The organism is Desulfuromonas sp. (assembly GCF_002868845.1).
Lineage (GTDB): Bacteria > Desulfobacterota > Desulfuromonadia > Desulfuromonadales > BM501 > BM501.
The window spans coordinates 85,395-106,328 of sequence record NZ_PKUB01000038.1; the positions used below are offsets into that span (position 1 = coordinate 85,395).

A 20,934-nucleotide genomic window follows, 5' to 3' on the forward strand; every position below is an offset into this window, starting at 1 on the left:
AATGGATATCATTCTGACCGAAAACGTGGACGGCCTGGGAAACATCGGTGACCAGGTCAAAGTCAAGCCGGGCTACGCCCGCAACTATCTGGTTCCCCGTGGCTTTGCCGTAGCGGCCGATTCCCGCAATCTCAAGGAAATGGAGCACCAGAAACGCCAGATGGAGCGCAAGCTGCAAAGGGTGACGCAGGCCGCTGAGGTTCTCAAGGGCCGGGTCGAGGCGGCTACCTGTGTCTTTGCCCATCGTGCAGGCGAGGAGGGGAAACTGTTCGGCTCCGTGACTTCCATGGAGATCGCCTCCAAGCTCGCAGAAGCTGGCATCGAAATCGACCGCAAGAAGATCCAGCTTGACGAGGCGATCAAGACCCTCGGCGACCACCAGGTCGAGGTCAAACTCGATGCCGGGGTGACCGCCTCGATAAAGGTTTCCGTGGTTGCCTCAGAAGAGTAATCTCTTCGATCGGGGAGCGGAATCGCCGCTCCCCGATCGTTAGCGATTAAAGCAGTTATGTAATCTATGATCGAAGCACCCTCTCACCGCCTGCCTCCCCAGAATCTTGAAGGGGAGATGTCCGTTCTTGGCGGGGTTCTCCTGGAGAATGAGGCCCTCAACAAGGCGCTTGAGATTCTGCGTCCCGAGGATTTCTACCGGGAAGGCCATCGCAAGATCTTCTCCGCCCTCATCGAGCTGTCCGATAAGGGGGAGCCTGCCGATCTGGTGACTCTGACCTCCGCCCTCAAGGGCCAGGGGGAGCTGGAGGCCGTCGGCGGCAGTACCTACCTGGCCACCCTCGTCGATTTCGTTCCGACCGCCGCCAACATCGTCTACTACTGCAAGATGGTCAAGGAAAAGGCCGTCTCCAGGCGCCTGATCAATGTCGCCACAGAGATCGCTTCGCGCGGTTACGGCGGCGGCGAGGTCGAACAGACCCTCGACTGGGCCGAGAAGTCAATTTTCGACATCACCGGGATGCGTACCCGGCCCTCCTACTTTTCCACCAAAGAGATCCTCAAGGACACCTTCAAGACCATCGAAAAGCTCTTTGACCGCAAGGAGTTGGTGACGGGGGTGCCTACCGGGTTTACCGACCTGGACCACATGACCGCCGGGCTCCAGCCTGGCGATCTGGTGATCCTCGCCGGCCGTCCCTCCATGGGCAAGACCGCATTCTGTCTCAACCTGGTGGAGTATGCCGCGGTTCATCCCGAGACGCCGGTGCCCACGCTCGTCTTCTCCTTGGAGATGGGGAAGGAGCAGCTGGTGCAGCGCATGCTCTGCTCCGTCTCCCGAGTCGATGCCAGTCGTCTGCGCACCGGGCACCTCGGGGATTCTGACTGGCCCAAGCTCACCAACGGAGCAGGCATTCTCTCCGAGGCGCCGATCTACATCGACGACACTCCCGCGATCTCGGTCCTTGAGGTCCGTGCCAAATCGAGGCGGCTGAAGGCTGAAAAGAACCTCGGCCTGATCGTGGTCGATTCCCTGCAGTTGATGCAGGGCAGCAATCCCGAGAGCCGGCAGCAGGAGATATCCGAGATCTCCCGTTCCCTCAAGGCCCTCGCCAAAGAGTTGAGTGTCCCCGTGGTGGCTCTCTCTCAGCTCAACCGTTCCCTGGAGAATCGAACCGACAAAAGGCCGATCATGGCCGATCTGCGTGAGTCCGGCGCCATCGAACAGGACGCCGACGTCATCATGTTTGTTTACCGCGAGTCGGTCTACTGCGAGGTCTGCAAAAAACGGGACGGTTCATGCGACAAGGGGCATGAAAAGGACGCCGAGATCGTCGTCGGCAAACAGCGTAACGGCCCCATCGGCACCGTAAACCTGACCTTTCGCGGCGAATTTACTCGCTTCGAGAACCAGTCCCGCCGCGAAGATAATTTCTAGAGAAAGCGATTTGCCAGAGTGGTGTATGCCGCCGCCCTCCAGGGCCCTGTGGATTTTTCCGCGGGGCTTTTTGTTTGAAAAGCATCGGATAATGTGCAAATCTGTGAAACAGGGGTTCGCTCACTGACTTGACTTGCGGCGGCCCGGGTGGGTTGTGTACCTGGTGATCCCCAGTAGAATGTTGACAGGGTTTCAGTCTGCCCGGTATGCCGAGAAGGTCTGCCGGGGCGAAAGAGGACTGGCCCAGACAAGGGGTCGTGGGGATGTTGCCGGGTCCTGAAAGGGCCGGCGAAAAGGGGGTGTCTCATGGGGGTCTTTAGTCGCAAGGACAACAGGGCGGGCAAACGTGTCGACAAGCCCAAGGAAGAGGGTCAGGAGCTGACCCTGGTGACCGATTGCTACTGCGCCAATGGCCACAACCTCACCAGTGACCTGGCGACCTTCGACGGGTTCAACGGGATTACCATCACGTTGCGCAACAGCCGGCAGGAGGGGCTCCTCTGCCTGAGTCCCCTCATCGGCGACACGGGGCGGTCCTTTTTCAATTTCGAGGGTGAGGCCGGGGAGATCGTCGAGATCTGCTGCCCCACATGCTCCGAGCCGTTGCCGGTCTACAACGAGTGCGTCTGCGGGGCCGACCTCGTCGCGTTTTTCTCCTCCCCCAAGGTTGACTTCGGCAATTGCATCGGGATTTGCCAACGAATCGGCTGCCTGCATTCGGAAATCAAAAGCAACCGTGATCTTCGTCTCTTCAGCCGCCGGGGTTTTTTTGACTGAGCTTCGCCTTTCGAAGGTCTGCGGGCTTGGCCTGCCCTTCTTTTTTCGGACGGGGAGCCTCTCGGGGCAGTGGCCCGCATGGTGTGTTTAAAGATTCATCACATTGTGCCTATATGGTGGGCAAATATTGTCCGAGTCACGGGGTTGAGAGGAACACAATGGACCGGGAAACCGTTGGGAAAGGGGGGTCGATAGGGCCTCCCCGAACCGGCACGAAACCTGCTAATCTACCAAAATGTAAACAGATCGGACACGACGGCGTGAATCCGATTTGGGCGAGGCGGCCCGCGGGATTGTTATCCCGGGGGCTTTTTTTGTGGAAAAAAATTGAGAAATTGCTTAATATTTCGTCACTAAATGTCCGTTGTCAGGTCGTCCCCTTCGGCCGCCGCCCTTAAACGAAGGAATGCCTATGCTTGCCATTGCCTGTATCAAGCAGGTTCCCGACACCACACAGGTTCAGATCGACCCCGAAACCAATACCCTGATCCGGGAAGGAATCCCCTTTATCGTCAACCCTTACGACACCCATGCCCTGGAGGAGAGCCTCGCCCTGCAGGACCGCTTCGGCCTGCGGTCGGTCGCCCTTTCCATGGGCCCTCCCAATACAGAGGCGACCCTGCGCAAGGCCTGCGCCCTCGGGGTGAACGAGGCGATCCTCCTCTCCGATCGCTGTTTCGGTGGAGCGGATACCCTCGCCACGAGCAAGGTTCTCTCCGCCGCTATCGAGCGCCTCGCGGCAGAGGAGGACCTCGGCATTGTCTTCTGCGGCAAGCAGACGATCGACGGTGACACGGCCCAAGTCGGCCCGGGCATCGCTTCGCGTCTCGGGCTGCACCAGTTGACCCTCGTCGATCGTATCGAGAAACTCGATCTGGAGAAGAAGACCATTCGGGTGCGGCGCAAGCTCGAAGGGCGCCACGAGGTCGTCGAGGCGCCCTTGCCGGTGATGATCACCGTCGTTCGGGAACTGAACCGCCCCCGGTACCCGACCGTGCCGATGCGCCTGACCGCCCGGGATGTCGATGTGAAGACCTGGGACAACGGCGTCCTGCAACTCGATCCCGAAACGGTCGGTCTGAAGGGCTCGCCGACATGGGTGAGCAAGATTTTTTCCCCAGAGCGCGATCAGGGCGAGATTATCGGCGACGGGGCGAACGACCCGGAGGGGACGGCGCAACTGTTGATCGACAAGCTTCTGAGCAAGGACCTGCTGGCCCTTTAGGGCCCGGTTTCCAAAGGGATATGGATATGGAAGAGAAGAAGAAACTGAAAAAGCCCCGCGGCAAGGCCCGGCTCATCGAGGGGCGCTGCATCGCCTGCGGCGAGCGCTGTCTGTCAGTCTGCCCCGTCGACGGCATTTGCATGAACGCAGCCGGCGAGCCCGAGATCATCCCTGAAAAGTGCATCGGTTGCGTCAAGTGCATCAAGGTTTGCCCGGCCGAGGCCCTGGAGATGTTTTACACCCCCGAGGAACAGGAACTCCTCCGCCAGTGGGAGGCGCAGCACGGCTCCGCGGAGGAGGAGGTCGACGACGAGGAGCGCCAGAGGCGGGAGATGCTCGCGCGCTACAAGGGAGTCTGGGTCATCGTCGAGCAATACGCCGGAGAGACGGCCAAGGTTTCTTGGGAACTGCTCGGCAGCGGTCGCGAGTTGGCCGACGCCATCGGCGTCGAACTCGCCGCGGTCGTGATCGGCCAGGACGTGGAGCACCTCTGCGCCGAGGCCTTCGCCCACGGGGCGGACAAGGTCTACCTTCTCGACGCCCCGGTCTATGCCAACTACCGCACCGAGCCCTTTACCGAGGCCCTCGTCCACCTCGTCGAAAAGCACCGGCCCGAGATCATCCTCATGGGCGCGACCGGCCAGGGGCGCGACCTCGCCGGGGCTGTGGCGACCGTCGTCAAGACCGGTCTGACCGCCGACTGCACCGGGCTTGCCATCGACGAGCACGGCAACCTCGCCCAGACGCGGCCGGCTTTCGGCGGCAACATCATGGCGACCATCATGTGCGATCGCTTCCGCCCGCAGATGGCAACTGTCCGTCCGCATGTCATGGCGATGCCCGAGAGGCGCGAAGGGCGTGAGGGCACGATCGTCCGGGAGGATTTCGCTCCCCGCGAGGAGGATATCCTGGTCAAGGTCCTGGAGGTGATCAGCGACAAGGACGGCAAGGACCAGGTCGATATTGCCGGGGCCGAGATCATCGTCTCCGGGGGCCGGGGGCTGATGAACGGGGAGAATTTCGCCATCCTTCGGGAGTTGGCCGATGAGCTCGGCGCCATCGTAGGCGCCTCGCGCAGCGCGGTCGATGCCGGATGGATGGCGCACAACCGGCAGGTCGGCCAGACCGGCAAGACAGTGCGGCCCCAGATCTACATCGCCTGCGGCATCAGTGGGGCGATCCAGCACAAGGTCGGGATGCAGGACTCGGACGTGGTGATCGCCATCAACCGCGACCCGGAGGCGCCGATCTTCGAGGTGGCCACCTACGGCATCGTCGGCGACCTCTTCCAGGTCGTGCCGGCGCTGACCCGCCGCATCCGTGAACTGAAGCAGCAGCGCGGCAAGGCCGGTGCTGCCCGGGCCGCCGTTTGAACGCCTCCCCTGACATGAAACGCAACGAGGTCTGACATGCCGATCAACCATACGCTCTTCGTCCCCATCTTTCTCTTCGCGATCCTCTTCTTCTGCTACAGCTGCTACCGGCGCCTGCAACTGGTCGCCCTCGGCCAGCCCGAGGACCGCTTCGACCGGCCCGGAGAGCGCCTCGCCGCGATGTTAACCTACGCCTTTGGGCAGAAGCGGGTGCTCGCGCGCCCCTTCGGAGTGAATCATTTCGTGCTTTTCTGGGCCTTTCTCTTCCTGCTCGGAGCCAATGGCGAGTTCCTCCTCGAGGGGCTTCACCCCGCCCTGACCCTCGCCCAGCTCCCGACCCCCCTGCACCACGGCCTTGGCTTCATCTTCGACGCGGTCTCACTTCTCGCCCTGGTCTGCGTCGGCGTGGCCCTCGCTCGGCGCCTCTTTTTCCCCCCCGACTACCTCGGAACCGACTACACTTCCCCCCGTAGCGGCGAGGGGCTGCTGATTCTCGGGATGATCGCCGTCCTCATGATCGCCTTCTTTGTTCTGCACGGGGCGCTCATCGCCCTGCACGGCCCCGAGCCGTGGCGGCCGCTCTCCGCCCTGACCGGCAACTCCCTCGCCGGGCTTTCGGCGGCCTCTCTGGAAGGTGTGGCGGTCGCCGCCTGGTGGGTGCATGCCATCGTCCTTCTCGTTTTCATGAACCTGCTGCCGCGCAGCAAGCACATGCACATCCTCACCGCCATTCCCAACACCTACCTGACGACCCTGGGAAAACCGAACACCCAGCCCCGGGAGACTTTCGAGAAGGGGGAGCGCTTCGGTGCCGGCGAGGTCGAGCGCCTCTCCTGGAAGGACCTTCTGGACAGCCTGACCTGCACCGAGTGCGGCCGTTGCCAGGACCTGTGTCCGGCGCACAACACCGGCAAGGCTCTCAACCCCCGTCGCATCGTCCACAACATCAAGGTCAACCTGATGGATAACGGCGCAGCCCTGAAAGTTCCGGGGGCCCCCCGCAAGCCGCTTATCGTCGAAGGGGAGGTCGAGGGCGCTGCAAGCGAGGAGGCGATCTGGGACTGCACGACCTGCGGGGCGTGCCTTGAGGCGTGCCCGGTCCTCATCGAGCAGATGCCCAAGATCGTCAAGATGCGCCGCTATCTCGTCCAGGAGCAGGCCCGGTTTCCGGAGGAACTTCTCAACCTCTTCGAGAACACCGAGCAGCGCTCCAATCCCTGGGGGATCGCCCCTGGCGAGCGTGCCAAGTGGTGCGACCCATTCGGCGAGCGCCCCTTCGAGTCCGGCCAGACAGAGTACCTTTTTTTCGTAGGCTGCGCCGGTGCCTTTGACAACCGCAGCAAGCATGTCACCGCCGCGGTGGCCATGATCCTCGATGCCGCCGGGATCTCCTGGGGGATTCTCGGCAAGGATGAACTGTGTTGCGGCGACAGCCTGCGGCGGCTCGGCAATGAGTATGTTTTTGACCGTCTGGCCGAGCAGAACGTGACGCTGTTTCAGAAGCGGGGGGTGAAGAAGATCATCACCCAGTGTCCCCACTGCTTCAGCACCCTGAAGAACGATTATCGTCAGTACGGCCTGGAGGTCGAAGTGGTGCACCACAGCGAATTGATCCAGAGCCTGCTCGCTGACGGCCGGCTGCGTCTTGAGGGGACCGCCCCCCAGGGCAAGCTGCTCTTCCACGACTCCTGCTACCTTGGGCGCCACAACGACACCTATGCCGCTCCGCGCGAGGCCCTGACGGCGGCCACCGGCAAGGAGCCCGGCGAGTTCGTCCGGAACAGCGAGAAAGGCTTTTGCTGCGGCGCCGGGGGCGGTCGCATGTGGATGGAGGAGCTGACCGGAACCCGCATCAACCTGGAGCGGGTCAAGGAAGCTCTGCAGGAGCAGCCCGACACGGTCTGCGTGGCGTGCCCCTATTGCATGACCATGCTGGAGGACGGACTCAAGGACGAGGGGGCCGAAAACGTGCGGGTCAAGGACGTCGCCGAGGTGGTGGCCGAGGCGCTGGAGTAACGATCGCTCGAGTCGCTATCCTTAATTGAAACACGTCAAGCCCCGGGAGGATCTTCTCTTCCCGGGGCTTGACGTGTTTAGATCGACCAGCTTCGAGTTGCTTTTTCAGGGCCATCGTATGCATCTTTTACGCTGATTGCTTGAATCTATCCCACTTGCAGGCCTCGGCCTCCTTTTCTTTAAGATATTACCCTGGCAGCAATCCTTTAATAAGAGCGTGCAGCGTGATAAAGCTGGAATGGTGTCTGTTTATGGCACGGGAAGTTTCCTTTGGAGTAGATTAAATTTAACCGACTTTGATATTGGTTTAAATTAAGCCAAAGGTTGATGCTGATGCAGAAAAATGGTGGAATTTCAGGGGGCGGTCAAAAAATGCAAAGGAGCAGATTGACAAACTCTGTCTAATTATTAGGATAATGTAAACCTTTCAAGGGTTACTGCTTTCCCTTTGAGTAAGAGAACAATGTCTTGGGCCATGGTCGTCTGGAAGTTAATATTGGTGGTCTATCGATCAAAAACGATGACGAAAGGAGGTGGGCCTAAGTATTTGGTGCTTCCACGCAATAAGAGAGTTTTGGGTCTCAGGGTCATTGGAGCTTTTGAACTGTGGGTAAACTAAGTTCAGGGAAGGAGAGTTTTATGAAGAAACTTTTTGTCTTGGCCATGATTGCACTGTTTGGACTTACTTTTGCTGGAATCACAACCGCGACAGCGGAAGAGTGCGGCACAGGTTCGCCGGGCTATTGGAAGAATCATCCTGAGGCCTGGGGAGTTATGAATATCACAGTAGGAGGTGTAACGTATACTGTCAATGAGGCTATTGACATTATGAAACTACCTGTCAAAGGGGATAAGTCCTTAACCTTGTTTCCTGCGGTGGTAGCTGCCATGCTGAATGTTCAAAACAACTGTCCTCCTCCTCCTTCTCCTCCTGATTGCCCGCCGCTCACAGAAACACAATGTTGGCCCAATGGGGAGTGCCGTCCTATCGAACAAGCGAATCTTTGGCTCGCCGCTTACGGTGTGGGTACGGATGTCCGGGCCAATAGCGAAATGTGGCAGTTCAGCCACGGTGAGAATATCTACTTGTGCTTGGATGCGTACAACAACGGCTTTCTGCCTGGCATCCCGTCCCGCGACAGCTTCGAGTAGCTTCTGATGTGTCAGGCGGCGGGCCTGGGAAAAATGCCGGGCCCGCCGTCTCTGCGTGAAATTAAAACCCTCGATTCCCTCCCCTTCTTTCCTCTCCCGACATCTTGTCTTCAGATCACCCACAAGAAAGTCTTGGCGCAATAATACGGGCAGGGTGGGCTGCCTTTTAAGGATATTTCTCCCTGATGCCAAGGGGGAAGGCATAAAAGAGGCCCCCGCGAACCAGTTCGCGGGGGCCTCTCGCTTTTAGCAGTGCTGCAGGTTTCGGGCGGGCCTAGTGGAAAAGATCTTCCAGGTTCTCTGTGCTTGGCGTGGGGCGCAGGGTGCAGTTGGCGCAGGGGCTGGCCCTGGCCGGTTTGGCTTCCAGCAGGGAGCAGTGGGGGCAGGTGGATGCGATGGGGTCCCAGGTCGGGTGCTTTTCGGCCTTGGGGGCGCAGCCGGGCGCGACGCCGAGAAGCAGGAAGAGGCACCCGAACAGAAAGGCGCTCAGGGGGGCACGACGGGAACGGGTTGGCTCGATCATGATTGATTCCTCCGGTTCGGTGATCTCCGGGGTCAAGTATAATCGGGCTTTCGGTCAAGGCAAGGAGGGGGCGGCGGGTTCGGCGGAAAGGGAAGGCGGCTGCAGTCCGCCCAATGGGGCTGTCTAGAATCTCAGCCAGAGCAGGACCGAGAAGCTGAGGGCGACAACGACGCTTCCGGCCATGGCATAGAGGAGGTAGTCGAGGAAACTGCGTTCCCTGGTTGGGTTCCGTCTGGATTTTGATTCTGGCATGCTCTACCCGCCTTTGGGAATAGAATGTTTGAACTTCGGGCGTGACCGGTGGAAATGCAGGGGCTCAGGGGAGGCCCCGAGAATGTCCCGTCTACGGCTCCTACCATAGCCCCCCCGGACCTCCCGGGGTACGTGGATCGCCGTATCAATGGAGGGCCGAAGGGACAAGGCGGGACTGTGCATTTGAACACCGGTTGTGCCGCCGGGAATCAGTCCTTCTTGACCTCGATGCCCAGGGTCTGGATCTTTTTGCGCAAGGTGTTGCGGTTGATGCCGAGAATCTCGGCGGCGCGAACCTGGTTGGCCCGGGTCTTCTCCAGGATGATGTTGATCAGGGGGCGCTCCATCTGGTGCAGGACGATCTCGTAGAGATTGTCCAGTTCCTGCACGTCCATCTTGGCCAGGGAACTGCTCAGCTTCCTGGCGATCAAAGCCTCCAGGGAATCCTCACCCTCCTCCCGGGCCCCTTCCTCGATCAGGCCGGGAAAATCGCCCGGAGTCAGCAGCTGGTCCGGAGACAGGAGGGCGGCGCGCTGAATGGCGTTTTCAAGCTCTCGCACATTGCCCGGCCACTCAAAGGCCTTCAGCATGGCCATGGCATCCTCGGTGCACCCCTGGACGGGGACTTTCAACTCCTCGTGGGATCGCTGGACGAAAAATTCCGTCAGCAGGGGGATGTCTTCACGACGCTCCCTGAGGGGGGGCAGGTTGATGGGGACAACGTTGAGGCGGTAGAAAAGATCCTCCCGGAACTCCTTGGCCCGCACCTTCTCCTTGAGGTCCTGGTTGGTGGCAGCGACGATGCGCACGTCCACGGCGATGGTGTTCGACCCGCCCGTGCGGGTGATCTCTCTCTCCTGCAGGACCCGAAGGAGTTTGGCCTGAAGCTCCAGGGGCATGTCGCCGATTTCGTCCAGGAACAGGGTGCCGCCGTTGGCGTGCTCGAACTTGCCGGCCTTGCGGTCGGTGGCACCGGTAAAGGCCCCTTTTTCGTAGCCGAACAGTTCGCTCTCGAGAAGCTCCCGGGGGATGGCAGCGCAGTTCAAGGCCAGAAAGGGTTTGCCGAGGCGCGGGCTGTTGAAGTGGATGGCGCGGGCGACCAGTTCCTTGCCGGTGCCGCTCTCGCCGGTGATGAGGACGGTGACGTCAGAGGGGGCCACCTTGCCGAGCACCTTGTAGACCTCCTGCATCGGCTGGCTCTTGCCGATAATGGTCCTGTCGAGCTGGTAGTGTTCTTTGAGTTCATCCTTGAGGCGGTGCACCTCGTGGGTGATCTCCGAGGCCTGCTGGGCCTTGAGGATGATGGCATCGAGGGCGTCCAGGTCGAAGGGCTTGGTGATGTAGTCGTAGGCACCCCGCTTCATTGCCTCCACGGCGTTCTTCATGGAGGATTCGGCGGTCATGATGACGACGAGGACGTCGGGCCGCTCCTCGCGCAGGCGCGATAGGAGTTCCAGCCCGGTCAGGCCCGGCATCTTGATGTCGAGCACAGCCAGGTCGTAGGAGTGCTGGCGGGAGAGGGCGAGGGCTTCGTTGCCGTTGGATGCCAGGTCCACGGTGAACCCTTTTTTCGAAAGGGCCTTGGAGAGGACCCAGCGGATGCTCTCTTCGTCGTCTGCTACCAAGATGCGTCGAATGGACATGTTCGGGTGTGCCTTTCCTTTTGCTCAGGTATTGGTCTTCCCGGCGCTTTTGGCCGGGGTCGACCCGGGGCGCAGGAAGGGGAGGGAGACGGCGAAAACCGTTCCCCTTCCCGGGGAACTTTCGACCTTGAGAAATCCGCGGTGCTCGCTGACGATTTTCTGGCAGGTGGCCAGCCCCAGGCCGCTCCCCTTGGTTTTGGAGGTATAGAAGGGGGTGAAGATCTGGTCGATTTCCTCGGCCGGTATCCCTCGCCCGGTGTCGCGGACCTGCACCACGATAAGGGGAACGGGGCGTCCCCCCGGGTGATTGAAATGGAGTTCCGAGGCGACCTTGGTGACGATCTCGACCACGCCCTTCTGCTCGATGGCATCGGCGGCGTTCTTGATGAGGTTGAGAAAGAGCCGGGTGAGCAGGTTCTCGTCTCCGTGGATGGGCGGAATGCTCGGATCCAGGTTGAGCTGGAATCTGATCTCCTTGCCTCGGTGGGCCTCTCGCTGGAAAAGGACGATGTCGTCGAGGATTTTTGCCAGGTTGACTTCGGTCCACTCGGGAGGGCGCGGACGGGCCAGATCCATAAGCTCCTCGATAATGCCGTTGACCCGCTCCACCTCCTTGATCATCACCTCGGTGTATTCCTGCAGAGCGCTTTGTCCGGGTAGTTCCATGGCCAGAAGCTGGGCGGCACCCTTGATGCCCCCGAGGGGGTTTTTTATCTCGTGGGCCAGACCGGCCGCAAGGGTCCCGAGCATGGAGAGGCGGTCGGCTCGCCGCACCGCGGATTCCAGTTCCCGCACCCGGGACAGATCGCGAATGATCAGGACCGCCCCTTCCTGTTCGCCCTCGGCGGTGAAAATCGGCGAAACCGAGATGTTCACCGGCAGGGGCGGGGCGGCGGGGCGGTTCAGCAGGAGGTCCTCGTGGCCGGAAATGGAGCGGCCCTCCCGGATGGCGGTTCGGACAAGGTAGAGCAGGGCCTCCTGGCCGATGAACAACTCCTCGTAGGGACGTTCGAGGCACTGGCGCTCAGAGAGGCCCGTGTACGACTGTGCCGCCGGGTTGAACAGGGCGATGCGCCCGTCCCTGCCGATGGCCACCACTCCGCGATCGAGGCTTTCCAGGACTCGGATGTAGACCTGGGGGTCTGGGGCAATGCTGGTTTTTTTCACGGATGCTCCTCCGCCAGCGGGGTCGCGCCGGAGAAGAAATCCTCCATGGCCTGACGAACCTCCTCGACGGTCTGCAGTCGGTTGATCAGGGTGCGGAAGGCCGTGGCTCCGGGCAGGCCGCGGGAGTACCAGGCCAGGTGTTTGCGCATGTCCAGCACCGCTTTTTTGCTGTCGAAGGATTCCAGGAAGAGGTTCAGGTGCAGCAGGGCGGCCTGCAGCCGTTCCGGCGGGGAGGGAGGCGCCGGCTTCAGGCCCCTTTGCAGGGCCAGGATGTCCCGGATAAGCCAGGGGTTGCCGTAAGCGCCCCGGCCGACCATAACTGCGTCGCAGCCCGTCTGCCGAAGCATCGCCAGGGCGTCTTCGGCGTTGAAGATGTCGCCGCTGCCGATCACGGGGACCGCCAGAGTTTCTTTGAGGCGGCGGATGTGCTCCCAGTCGGCCTGCCCGCTGAAACCCTGGCTGCGGGTGCGCGGGTGGAGGGTGACCGCGTCGGCCCCCTCGGAGGCGGCGATGCGGCCGACCTCGAGGAAGTTGACCGATTGGTGGTCCCACCCGGAGCGGATCTTCACCGTCAGCGGTAGGTCTGTGGCGCGTCGCACTGCCGCCACGACCTTGCCGGCCTTGACGGGATCGCGCAGCAGGGCGCTGCCCGCGCCGTTGCGCACGACTTTGGGGACCGGGCATCCCAGGTTCAGGTCGAGCAGTTCGCCGTCGGCGTTGACCTGCTGGGCCGCCTCTGCGAGCACTTCGGGGTCCTCCCCGAACAGTTGGATGCCGAGGGGGCGTTCGCCGGGCCGGGAACGCAGCAGTTCCCGGGTGCGACGGCCGGCCCGAATCAGGCCGTTGGCGCTCACCATCTCGGTGAAGACCAGGCCCGCTCCGAACCCTTTCATGAGCCGGCGGTAGGGCAGGTCGGTGATTCCCGCCATGGGGGCGAGGATCACGTTGTTGTCTATGGTCAGATTGGCGATGCGCATCGGAATTTTCCGGGGAATCAATTGTCCTGTCCCGGCGGGAGTCGGGACTGCCCGAGCCGTGATGTGTGGCAGCGAAGGGGCGCCAGCGGGTTTCGATGACTCGAGGCAGGGTTGCATAAATTTTGCGCATTTTAGCATGGGGCAGGGCGAGAAGCAAAAGGAAATAAGGGCCTTTGGATGAATACTGTATACAAAATAATACTTGACTTTTTCCCCCGTTTTGTTAGAACAATATTTGATATTTCATGTATGGCATGGTCGTTCCAGAAGCTTCTACCCGGTAGGCCAGCGCCGATACCCGTCCGGTAAAAAAGCCATAAAGAGGGCCCTTGGGCCCGCCGGAAGAGGGGGCGGTGTATTTTTCCCTTCGGGGGGCAAATGGTATTTCGGCTGGCGGGACACCCGTTCCGCCTATTTTCATTTCACTAAAGGAGAGAGAGTATGTCGACACTGAAGCAAGTCCTGGCCCAGAAGATCGCAGAGCATCGTCCCCGCACCACCCGCCTCGTCAAAGAATTCGGCGACACGAAGTTAGGTGATGTGACCATGGCTCAGGCCATCGGCGGCGCCCGTGGCATCAAGTGCCTTGTCACCGATATCTCCTACCTGGACCCGATGGAAGGCATCCGCTTCCGCGGCAAGACCATTCCCGAGACCTTCGCTGCACTGCCCAAGGTTCCCGGTTCTGACTATCCCTACGTCGAAGGCTTCTGGTACATGCTGCTGACCGGCGACGTGCCGACCATGGAGCAGACTCTCGAGGTCGTCGAAGACTGTAAAGAGCGCTCCCAGGTTCCCCAGTACGTCATCGACGTGCTGCGCGCCCTGCCCCGCGACAGCCACCCGATGGCCATGTTCTCCGCCGCCATCGTCGCCATGCAGCGCGACTCCGTCTTCGCCGCCAAATACGCTTCCGGCAAGTTCAACAAAATGACCTGCTGGGAAGAGATGTACGAGGACGCCAACAACCTGATGGCCAAGCTCGGCCCGATCGGCGCCTACATCTACCGCATGAAGTACATGGGCGACACCCACATCGAGGCCGATCCCAACCTCGACATGGGCGGCAACTTCGCCCGCATGATGGGCATCCCCGCTCCCTACGACGATGTCGCCCGGATGTACTTCATCCTCCACTCCGACCACGAGTCCGGCAACGTCTCTGCCCACACGACTCACCTGGTCGCCTCGGCCCTTTCTGATGCCTACTACGCCTACAGCGCCGGCATCAACGGCCTCGCCGGCCCCCTGCACGGCCTCGCCAACGAGGAAGTGCTGCGCTGGACCCAGAACTTCATGGCCAAGCTCGGCGGCGAAGTGCCCACCGAAGAAGGTCTCAAGAAAGCCCTGTGGGACACCCTCAACAGCGGTCAGGTCATCCCCGGTTACGGTCACGCCGTTCTGCGCAAGACCGACCCCCGCTACACCTCGCAGCGTGAATTCTGCATGAAGACCGAAGGTCTCAAAGACTACCCGCTCTTCCAGCTCGTCAAGATGATCTTCGAAGTTGCCCCCGACGTCCTGACCGAGCATGGCAAGGCCAAGAACCCCTGGCCGAACGTCGATGCCCAGTCCGGCGTCATCCAGTGGTACTACGGCGTCACCCAGTACGAGTTCTACACCGTTCTGTTCGGTGTTGGCCGCGCCCTCGGCTGCCTCGCCAACATCACCTGGGACCGCGCTCTGGGCTACGGCATCGAGCGTCCCAAGTCCGTCACCACTGCCATGCTCGAAGACGCTGCCGGCATCAAGTAAACAGAGTCATCTGCTACATCACGTTTTTATCTTGATTACGGGGGTACCCATTGGGTGCCCCCTTTTTTTATTTGTCCGGGGTTAAGGGACCCTGAAGAAGGGGCAGGACAGGTACCGGGGCTGGGGTATAAGACTGTGAACGAGCCGCCGGAGAAAAAAAAAAGGGGCCGCGTGGCGGCCCCGTAGGATGTTGGTGTCGGATTTTCCTACTTTTTTTCCGGCCGGGTGGCGTAGATGAGCAGTTTCTGGTCGGTGTAGCTTTCGATCTCACCGGCGAAGGTCTCCACATGGAAGTGGTCTTGGATCTTGGCCGGAGCCTCGAGGAAATGACGGATGAGTTCCTGGCTGGTCTTCTGGTTCAGGCCTGCGCGCAGGGCCCATTCACGGAAATCGTGGGTTTTTGGGAAAACCTTTGTCTCGTGGAGGTCGAAGCCCGCTTCCTTGACCATGTCGACCCATTCCTTCTCGCTGAAGGAGCGGACGTTAGTCGGGTCACGCATCTTTTCCATTTCTTGGGACCAGTCCGCGATTTCCGGGTCCTCTGGTCGAAGGGTGTCGATGATCACCATGCGCCCGCCCCGCCGCAGGACCCGGTGGAATTCCCGCAGGGCGCGGGGAACGTCGGGGAAGTGATGAGGGGCGATGCGGCAGGTAAGGAGGGTGAAGGAGCCGGCGGGAACGGGAAGGTCCTCTGCATCGGCCTCACGGAAGGTAACGTTGTCAACCCCCCCCTCTTCGGCGATGTACTCCTGGGCTTTATTGAGCATTTGCATGGTCAGGTAGGAGGCGACTACGCTTCGCACCATCGGCGCGAAGTACAGGGCGGTGTGACCGCCGCCACAGGCCACGTCGAGGAGGTGGTCCTCGGGGGTCGGCTGAAGCAGGTGTGCGGCGTAGGCGAGGTCCTCTCCCCCGGCAAAACCCCGGTCGCGGACGTACCCCTCGGCGCTTCGGCCGAACTGCTCCTTGACTCGGTCCTTGAATTCTTTTTTCATAGCAACTCCAAGATGTCCCCATTATAACAGCCGGGATTGAAAATGCTTGCGCCACCCGCGGGTATCTGCTAAGAATTTTAGCGGGTTATTCCCTCTTTGAAAGTGGTCCGGGCCGGATTTTCGGGGTTGCCGAACCGGCGGGGGCCGTATCGAGCCGCGGGACGATAGCATGAAAAAGGTGAGTTTGGGAAGTACGCAAATGCGGGTCTGCCCACTGGTTTTCGGGACCCTGCCGCTCGGGCCTCTGCAGGCCAACTTTTCTCCGGCGCAGGGGGGGGCTCTGATCCGCCACGCCCTCGAGCGCGGGGTCGATCTGCTCGACACGGCGGAACTCTACGAGACCTATCCCCATATCCGCGCCGGCCTTGACGGTTACCGGGGCGAGGTGCGCATTGCCACCAAGACCCACGCCTCCGACGCTCCAACCGCCCGGAGCCACGTGGAGCGGGCCCTGCGCGAACTGGCCGTTGACCGACTCGACATCGTCCTTCTGCACGGCGCCCGCTTGGCCGACCCCTTCGTCGAACGCGGGGCGGTTCTCGATGAACTGCTGCGGCTCCGGGATGAGGGCAAAATCCTCCATGTCGGGCTCTCCTCCCACTACATTTGCGCGGTGCGCAAGGCGGCGCTTCACCCCGACATCGACGTCGTCCACCCTCTGATCAACCGCAAAGGCATGGGGATTCTCGACGGCGACGCATCCGAGATGGCCGGGGCCATCGCCGCCCTCTCCCGGGCGGGCAAAGGGGTCTACGCAATGAAGGCCCTCGCCGGGGGCAATCTCATTTCCGAAGCCTTGGCCAGCCTCGATTACGTGCGCGGTCTGCCCGGGGTCGACGGGGTTGCGGTGGGGATGCTTTCCGAGGCCGAAATCGAGGCCAACCTCGCCCTCTTTGCGGACCAAGAGCCGGACGTTGCGCTCTGGGAGGAACTCTCCAAGAGGCGGCGCCGGCTGCGCATCATGGACCGGTTCTGCAAGGGGTGCGGGGCCTGCGTCCCGGCCTGCACCAACGACGCCCTGGTCATCGAGGATGGCAAGGCCCGGGTGCTGGAGGAGAAGTGCATCCTCTGCGGCTACTGCGCCGCCGCCTGCCCCGAGTTCATCATCCGGGTGGTCTGAGGCGGCCCGCCAGCCGGGCGGGGACACCCGTGGCCTGCGGCAACAGGATCAATCGAGAGCAGGGCCGCTGCCTGCTACCCCTAGCGGTTCCTGATGAAGTGCTTGAAATTATTGGATTTTATTTGTGGCGCCGTGCCCCCCCCATGACGCCCCCCCCCCCAAGGTCCCCCCTTTTCTGAAACGCTCGGACTGAAAAAAGTTATCGTCGGACTCCTCCGCTTATTTTTCAGAACCCCCCGAAGGCCCGTCGGCCAGGTTTTGCTATGCTTGTGACAGACCCTCTCCCGACGAGGTGGCCATGTCTCTCGACCTTTCCCCAAACGCCCTCATCGCTCTTCAGGCCCGCTACCTGCGCAAGGACCCCGAAGGGCGGGTGATCGAAACCCCCGAGGGGATGCTGCGCCGCGTGGCCCGCAGCATTGCCGCCGCCGAGGAGCGCTGGACCGGCAAGGAGGGGGTGCGGCGGGCCGAGAAGCGCTTCTACGACCTGATGGCCTCTCTGGCCTTCCTTCCCAACAGCCCCACCCTGATGAACGCCGGCAACGGCCTCGGACAGCTCTCGGCCTGCTTCGTTCTCCCGGTGGGCGATTCCCTCCCCGAGATCTTCAACACCCTGCGTGACGCGGCCCTCATTCAGCAGAGCGGCGGCGGGACCGGCTTTGCCTTCTCACGGCTTCGCCCGGCAGGGGACCAGGTGCGCAGCACCATGGGCATCTCCTCCGGGCCGGTCTCCTTTATGCGCGTCTACAACGCCGCCACCGAGGCCGTCAAGCAGGGGGGGGCGAGGCGCGGCGCCAACATGGGGGTTCTGCGGGTCGACCATCCCGACATCCTGGAGTTCATTTGTGCCAAGGACGGGGAGGGGGAGCTGGCCAACTTTAACATCTCGGTGGCGCTCAGCGATGCCTTCATGGAAGCCCTCTCGGCAGGGGAGGACTATCCCTTGGTCAACCCGAGAACCGGCCTCGAGGCGGGGAGGCTGGAGGCGGAGGAGGTGTTCGGGGCGATCGCCGAGCAGGCCTGGAAAAACGGCGAACCCGGGGTGATTTTCCTCGGCCCGGTCAACGCCGACCACCCGGCCAGCCACCTCGGGCAGATCGAAGCCACCAACCCCTGTGGCGAGGAGCCGCTGCTGCCCTGCGAGTCGTGCAACCTCGGCTCCCTTAACCTGGTGAAGCTCGCGGATGCAAAGGGGCGAATCGACTTTCACCGCCTCGGCGAGGCGGTGCGCTGGGCGGTGCGTTTTCTGGACGACGTCATCGAGGTTAACCGCTACCCCCTGCCGGCCATCGCTGAGACGACCCGCCGCACCCGGAAGATCGGCCTCGGGGTCATGGGATTTGCCGACCTGCTCCTGCTCCGCGGAGTGCCCTACGGCAGCGATGCGGCCCTCGAGGCGGCCGAGGAGGTCATGGCCTACATTCGCCAGGAGTCGGTGGCCGTCTCCGAGGAACTGGCCCGGGAGCGCGGCCCTTATCCGGGGTTCGGAGGAAGCCTTCGCCAGCGCGAGGGGGGGGCGCCGATGCGCAACGCCACGGTCAACACCATCGCCCCCACCGGGACCTTGAGCCTCATCTCCGGGGTCTCCAGCGGTATCGAACCTGTCTTTGCCTTTGAATACGAGCGCCACGTGCTCGGCACCGTCCTGCAGGAGGTCCACCCCCTCTACAGCCGGTGCCGACAGGGGGGGCGGCAGCTCGACCCCGAGGTGTTTGTCACCGCCCGGGAGATCGCCCCGAAGTGGCACGTGAGAATGCAGGCGGCCTTTCAAAAGTACGTGGACAACGCCGTCTCCAAGACCATCAATTTTCCCGCGGGAGGGACGGTGGAGGAGGTCAAGGAGGCCTTCCTGCTCGCCTATGAGCTGGGGTGCAAGGGCCTGACGGTCTACCGGGATCGGAGCCGGCGCAGCCAGGTGCTCAACGTGTGCGACAGCAAGTGCTCTCTTTAGGGGGGCAGGCAGGGCGAGACTTCTCGGGAGGGGGGCTCTCGAGAGTTCCTGTCAGGAGGCTTTCGCCTTCAGGGGGAGGGTGAAGGTGACCGTCGTGCCCCTTCCCCTCTCGCTCTCGACCCAGATGCGCCCGCCGTGGGCCTCGACGATGTTCTTGACGATGGCCATTCCCAGGCCGAGTCCCGGGACCGCCGTGTTCGAGCTGTCGGCCCGGTAGAACTTGTCGAAGATCCGGGCCGCCTGCTCCGGGCTCATGCCGGCCCCTTCGTCCCGCACCGCGACCTGCAGTTCGCCCTCCGCGGTGGTGGCGCTGACCCTGACCGGGGCGTCGGCCGGGGAGAACTTCACCGCGTTGCTGAGCAGGTTCTCCATGACCTGCCCGACCTTTCCCGCATCTGCGGAAATCTTTCCCGGCCCCGCCTCGGGCCAGGCCAGGTCGATCTGGCGCTTGGGGAAGGCCTTCCGGTAGGAGGCGACCGCGGAGGCGACCAGGGCCCCGACGTCGGAAGGTTCCGTCTCCAGGTGGATCACCCGCCCCGACTCCACGCGGCCGAGATCGAGCAGGTCGTCGATAATCCGTTCCAAAACCTCGGTCTTGTCATTGACGATGGAGAGGAACTCGTCCCGCTGGGCCTGGTCCAGGTCTTTTTCGTTGAGCAGGAGTTCGGTGAACCCCCTGACGGCCGTGAGAGGAGTGCGCAGTTCGTGGGCGGCGGTGGCGATGAACTCGCTCTTTATCCGGTCGAACGCCCTCTCCCGGCTCATATCGGTCAGCACGACGATTTCCTTCTCTCCGATGGAGGCAAGTCTGCCGACCACGTCGCGGACCGAGCCGTCCTTGCAGGTCACTCGAGCTTCCTGCGGCGCGATATCCGATTTCTCCTCTATGGCCTTTGCCGCGGCGGCGTTCCAGCGGTCCATGACCGTTTTCCGGTACTCGGGGTCGGGGTAGGCCAGGGGCCACCACTTCTCGATTGTGGGGATGTCCTCGTGGGTGTAGCCGAACAGTTCGGTGAACTTGCGGTTGAGGAAGACGATGTCGTGATTCTGCTCTACGATCACCAGGGGGAGGGGGGACATCTCGACCAGGCGGTGGAACTCTTCTTCCCTGGCCAGCAGGACGCCCTCCGCTCTTCTCAGTTCGGTGATGTCATGCCCGACGGCCTGGATGCCGACGACCTTCCCCGAATCGTCGCACAGGGGAGTGTTTTTCCAAAGAATCCGGACCCGTCGCCCGTCACGGCAGAGGTTTTCGTTTTCATTTTCGAAGAACCGGTCGGGATTTCTCAGAATCGACTGGATCTTTTCCTTCAGGTCCCTCCCCGCCGTGTCTCTGGCGGGGACAATCGTTCCGACCACGTTTTCGCCGAGAATTTCCTCTTCGCTGTAGCCGAAGAATTCCTGGGCATACTCGTTGAAGAAGGTGATGTCGCCGCGGGTGTCGATACGCAGCAAGACCGCCCGGGCGTTTTGCACCAGTTCCTTGTACTTGCGTTCGCTGGCATCGAGGGCCGCCTTGTCGCGGGCCTGAATCTCCTGGCTGGAGAGGAGCTTGGCCAGGAGGACGGTGGCCACTGGGAAGATGAGGAGAACCGGCAGGGTGATCTTCTCGAGAATGGGCAGGGCCAGCCCGTCGGGCATGGTGAACATGAGTGCCAGCAGGACCAGGTGCACGACGAGGCCCAGGAGGTAGAACTCCCGCCAGGACAACTGGACGGGCGGCCGCTTGCGGGCCCTGGCCCATGCCAGTCCAGAGGCGCCCGAGACGACGACCCAGATGATCCCGGTCAGGGTGCCGACGCCGCCGACATGATACCGGTAGAGGCCGGCCATGACGACGGCGATGGCGGTCGGAACGGAGCCCAGGAACATCCCGCCGGTGCTGAGCACGATCGTGCGGGTGTCGAAGATCATCCCCGGTGCCAGCTGCCACGGGTTCATCATCACCCCGACGGCGATGGCGCCGAGGAAGAAGCCGCGGAGCAGTCGCCACCATGTGCTGTCGGAGCGGTGGTACAGGGTGCCGTAGAGGACGCCCAGAACCAGGAGCAGGGCGGCGTTGTTGAGCAGGCCGATGAAGGGCTGGGTAATCATGTCAAGATGATCCCTTCAGGGGGATT

At 61.9% G+C, this 20,934-nt stretch carries 17 protein-coding genes; 10 read left to right on the forward strand and 7 right to left on the reverse strand.

The genetic code is table 11. The annotated features are described in order from the left end of the window. Position 1 precedes the first annotated feature (1 nt). From rplI to C0617_RS11270, 7 genes are all read left to right on the forward strand, one after another. Positions 2–451 (forward strand): 50S ribosomal protein L9, encoded by a 450-nt coding sequence (gene rplI, locus C0617_RS11240; RefSeq protein ID WP_291317115.1) that lies wholly within the window; start codon positions 2–4, stop codon positions 449–451. Between the two features lie 66 nt (positions 452–517). Next, positions 518–1,888: a replicative DNA helicase gene (gene dnaB, locus C0617_RS11245; protein ID WP_291317116.1), complete on the forward strand. Its 1,371-nt coding sequence runs from the start codon at positions 518–520 to the stop codon at positions 1,886–1,888. A gap of 306 nt (positions 1,889–2,194) precedes the next feature. After that, positions 2,195–2,665, forward strand: coding sequence for a hypothetical protein (locus tag C0617_RS11250; protein WP_291317117.1), 471 nt, complete (start codon positions 2,195–2,197; stop codon positions 2,663–2,665). A 412-nt stretch (positions 2,666–3,077) separates the two neighbouring features. Then, entirely contained in the window at positions 3,078–3,890 is an 813-nt protein-coding gene (locus C0617_RS11255; RefSeq protein ID WP_291317118.1) for an electron transfer flavoprotein subunit beta/FixA family protein, read from the forward strand. A 26-nt stretch (positions 3,891–3,916) separates the two neighbouring features. After that, a complete protein-coding gene (locus C0617_RS11260) occupies positions 3,917–5,263 on the forward strand; it encodes an FAD-binding protein (RefSeq protein WP_291317119.1) in 1,347 nt (448 codons plus the stop codon). Between the two features lie 36 nt (positions 5,264–5,299). Continuing rightward, on the forward strand, positions 5,300–7,279 hold the full coding sequence (locus tag C0617_RS11265; protein ID WP_291317120.1) for a (Fe-S)-binding protein: 1,980 nt from the start codon (positions 5,300–5,302) through the stop codon (positions 7,277–7,279). A gap of 639 nt (positions 7,280–7,918) precedes the next feature. Further along, positions 7,919–8,431, forward strand: a complete 513-nt coding sequence (locus C0617_RS11270) for a hypothetical protein (protein WP_291317121.1) — start codon at positions 7,919–7,921, stop codon at positions 8,429–8,431. A 274-nt stretch (positions 8,432–8,705) separates the two neighbouring features. Here C0617_RS11270 and C0617_RS11275 read toward each other — a convergent pair whose 3' ends face one another. The 5 genes from C0617_RS11275 to dusB all read right to left on the reverse strand — a co-directional run bounded on the left by C0617_RS11275 (position 8,706) and on the right by dusB (position 12,993). Next, entirely contained in the window at positions 8,706–8,954 is a 249-nt protein-coding gene (locus C0617_RS11275; RefSeq protein ID WP_291317122.1) for a hypothetical protein, read from the reverse strand. A 123-nt stretch (positions 8,955–9,077) separates the two neighbouring features. Then, a complete protein-coding gene (locus C0617_RS11280; protein ID WP_291317123.1) occupies positions 9,078–9,206 on the reverse strand; it encodes a hypothetical protein in 129 nt (42 codons plus the stop codon). A gap of 209 nt (positions 9,207–9,415) precedes the next feature. Continuing rightward, positions 9,416–10,849: a sigma-54 dependent transcriptional regulator gene (locus C0617_RS11285; protein ID WP_291317124.1), complete on the reverse strand. Its 1,434-nt coding sequence runs from the start codon at positions 10,847–10,849 to the stop codon at positions 9,416–9,418. A gap of 24 nt (positions 10,850–10,873) precedes the next feature. After that, complete coding sequence (locus C0617_RS11290; RefSeq protein WP_291317125.1) at positions 10,874–12,016, reverse strand: ATP-binding protein; 1,143 nt, start codon at positions 12,014–12,016, stop codon at positions 10,874–10,876. Next, positions 12,013–12,993, reverse strand: coding sequence for a tRNA dihydrouridine synthase DusB (gene dusB, locus C0617_RS11295; RefSeq protein WP_291317126.1), 981 nt, complete (start codon positions 12,991–12,993; stop codon positions 12,013–12,015). The genes C0617_RS11290 and dusB overlap by 4 nt, the downstream gene beginning before the upstream one ends. A gap of 441 nt (positions 12,994–13,434) precedes the next feature. Between dusB and C0617_RS11300 the strand changes: the two genes are divergently transcribed. Continuing rightward, a complete protein-coding gene (locus C0617_RS11300; RefSeq protein WP_291317127.1) occupies positions 13,435–14,748 on the forward strand; it encodes a citrate (Si)-synthase in 1,314 nt (437 codons plus the stop codon). A 206-nt stretch (positions 14,749–14,954) separates the two neighbouring features. On the opposite strand, the gene C0617_RS11305 is transcribed toward C0617_RS11300, so the two are convergent. Continuing rightward, positions 14,955–15,743 (reverse strand): methyltransferase domain-containing protein, encoded by a 789-nt coding sequence (locus C0617_RS11305; RefSeq protein ID WP_291317128.1) that lies wholly within the window; start codon positions 15,741–15,743, stop codon positions 14,955–14,957. Between the two features lie 199 nt (positions 15,744–15,942). Here C0617_RS11305 and C0617_RS11310 point away from each other — a divergent pair, with 199 nt between their 5' ends. Both C0617_RS11310 and C0617_RS11315 read left to right on the forward strand, forming a co-directional pair. Beyond that, positions 15,943–16,863: an aldo/keto reductase gene (locus C0617_RS11310; protein WP_291317129.1), complete on the forward strand. Its 921-nt coding sequence runs from the start codon at positions 15,943–15,945 to the stop codon at positions 16,861–16,863. Positions 16,864–17,161: 298 nt separating this feature from the next. Continuing rightward, positions 17,162–18,814 (forward strand): adenosylcobalamin-dependent ribonucleoside-diphosphate reductase, encoded by a 1,653-nt coding sequence (locus tag C0617_RS11315; protein ID WP_291317130.1) that lies wholly within the window; start codon positions 17,162–17,164, stop codon positions 18,812–18,814. Between the two features lie 51 nt (positions 18,815–18,865). On the opposite strand, the gene C0617_RS11320 is transcribed toward C0617_RS11315, so the two are convergent. Continuing rightward, complete coding sequence (locus tag C0617_RS11320; RefSeq protein WP_291317131.1) at positions 18,866–20,908, reverse strand: ATP-binding protein; 2,043 nt, start codon at positions 20,906–20,908, stop codon at positions 18,866–18,868. Positions 20,909–20,934: the final 26 nt, after the last annotated feature.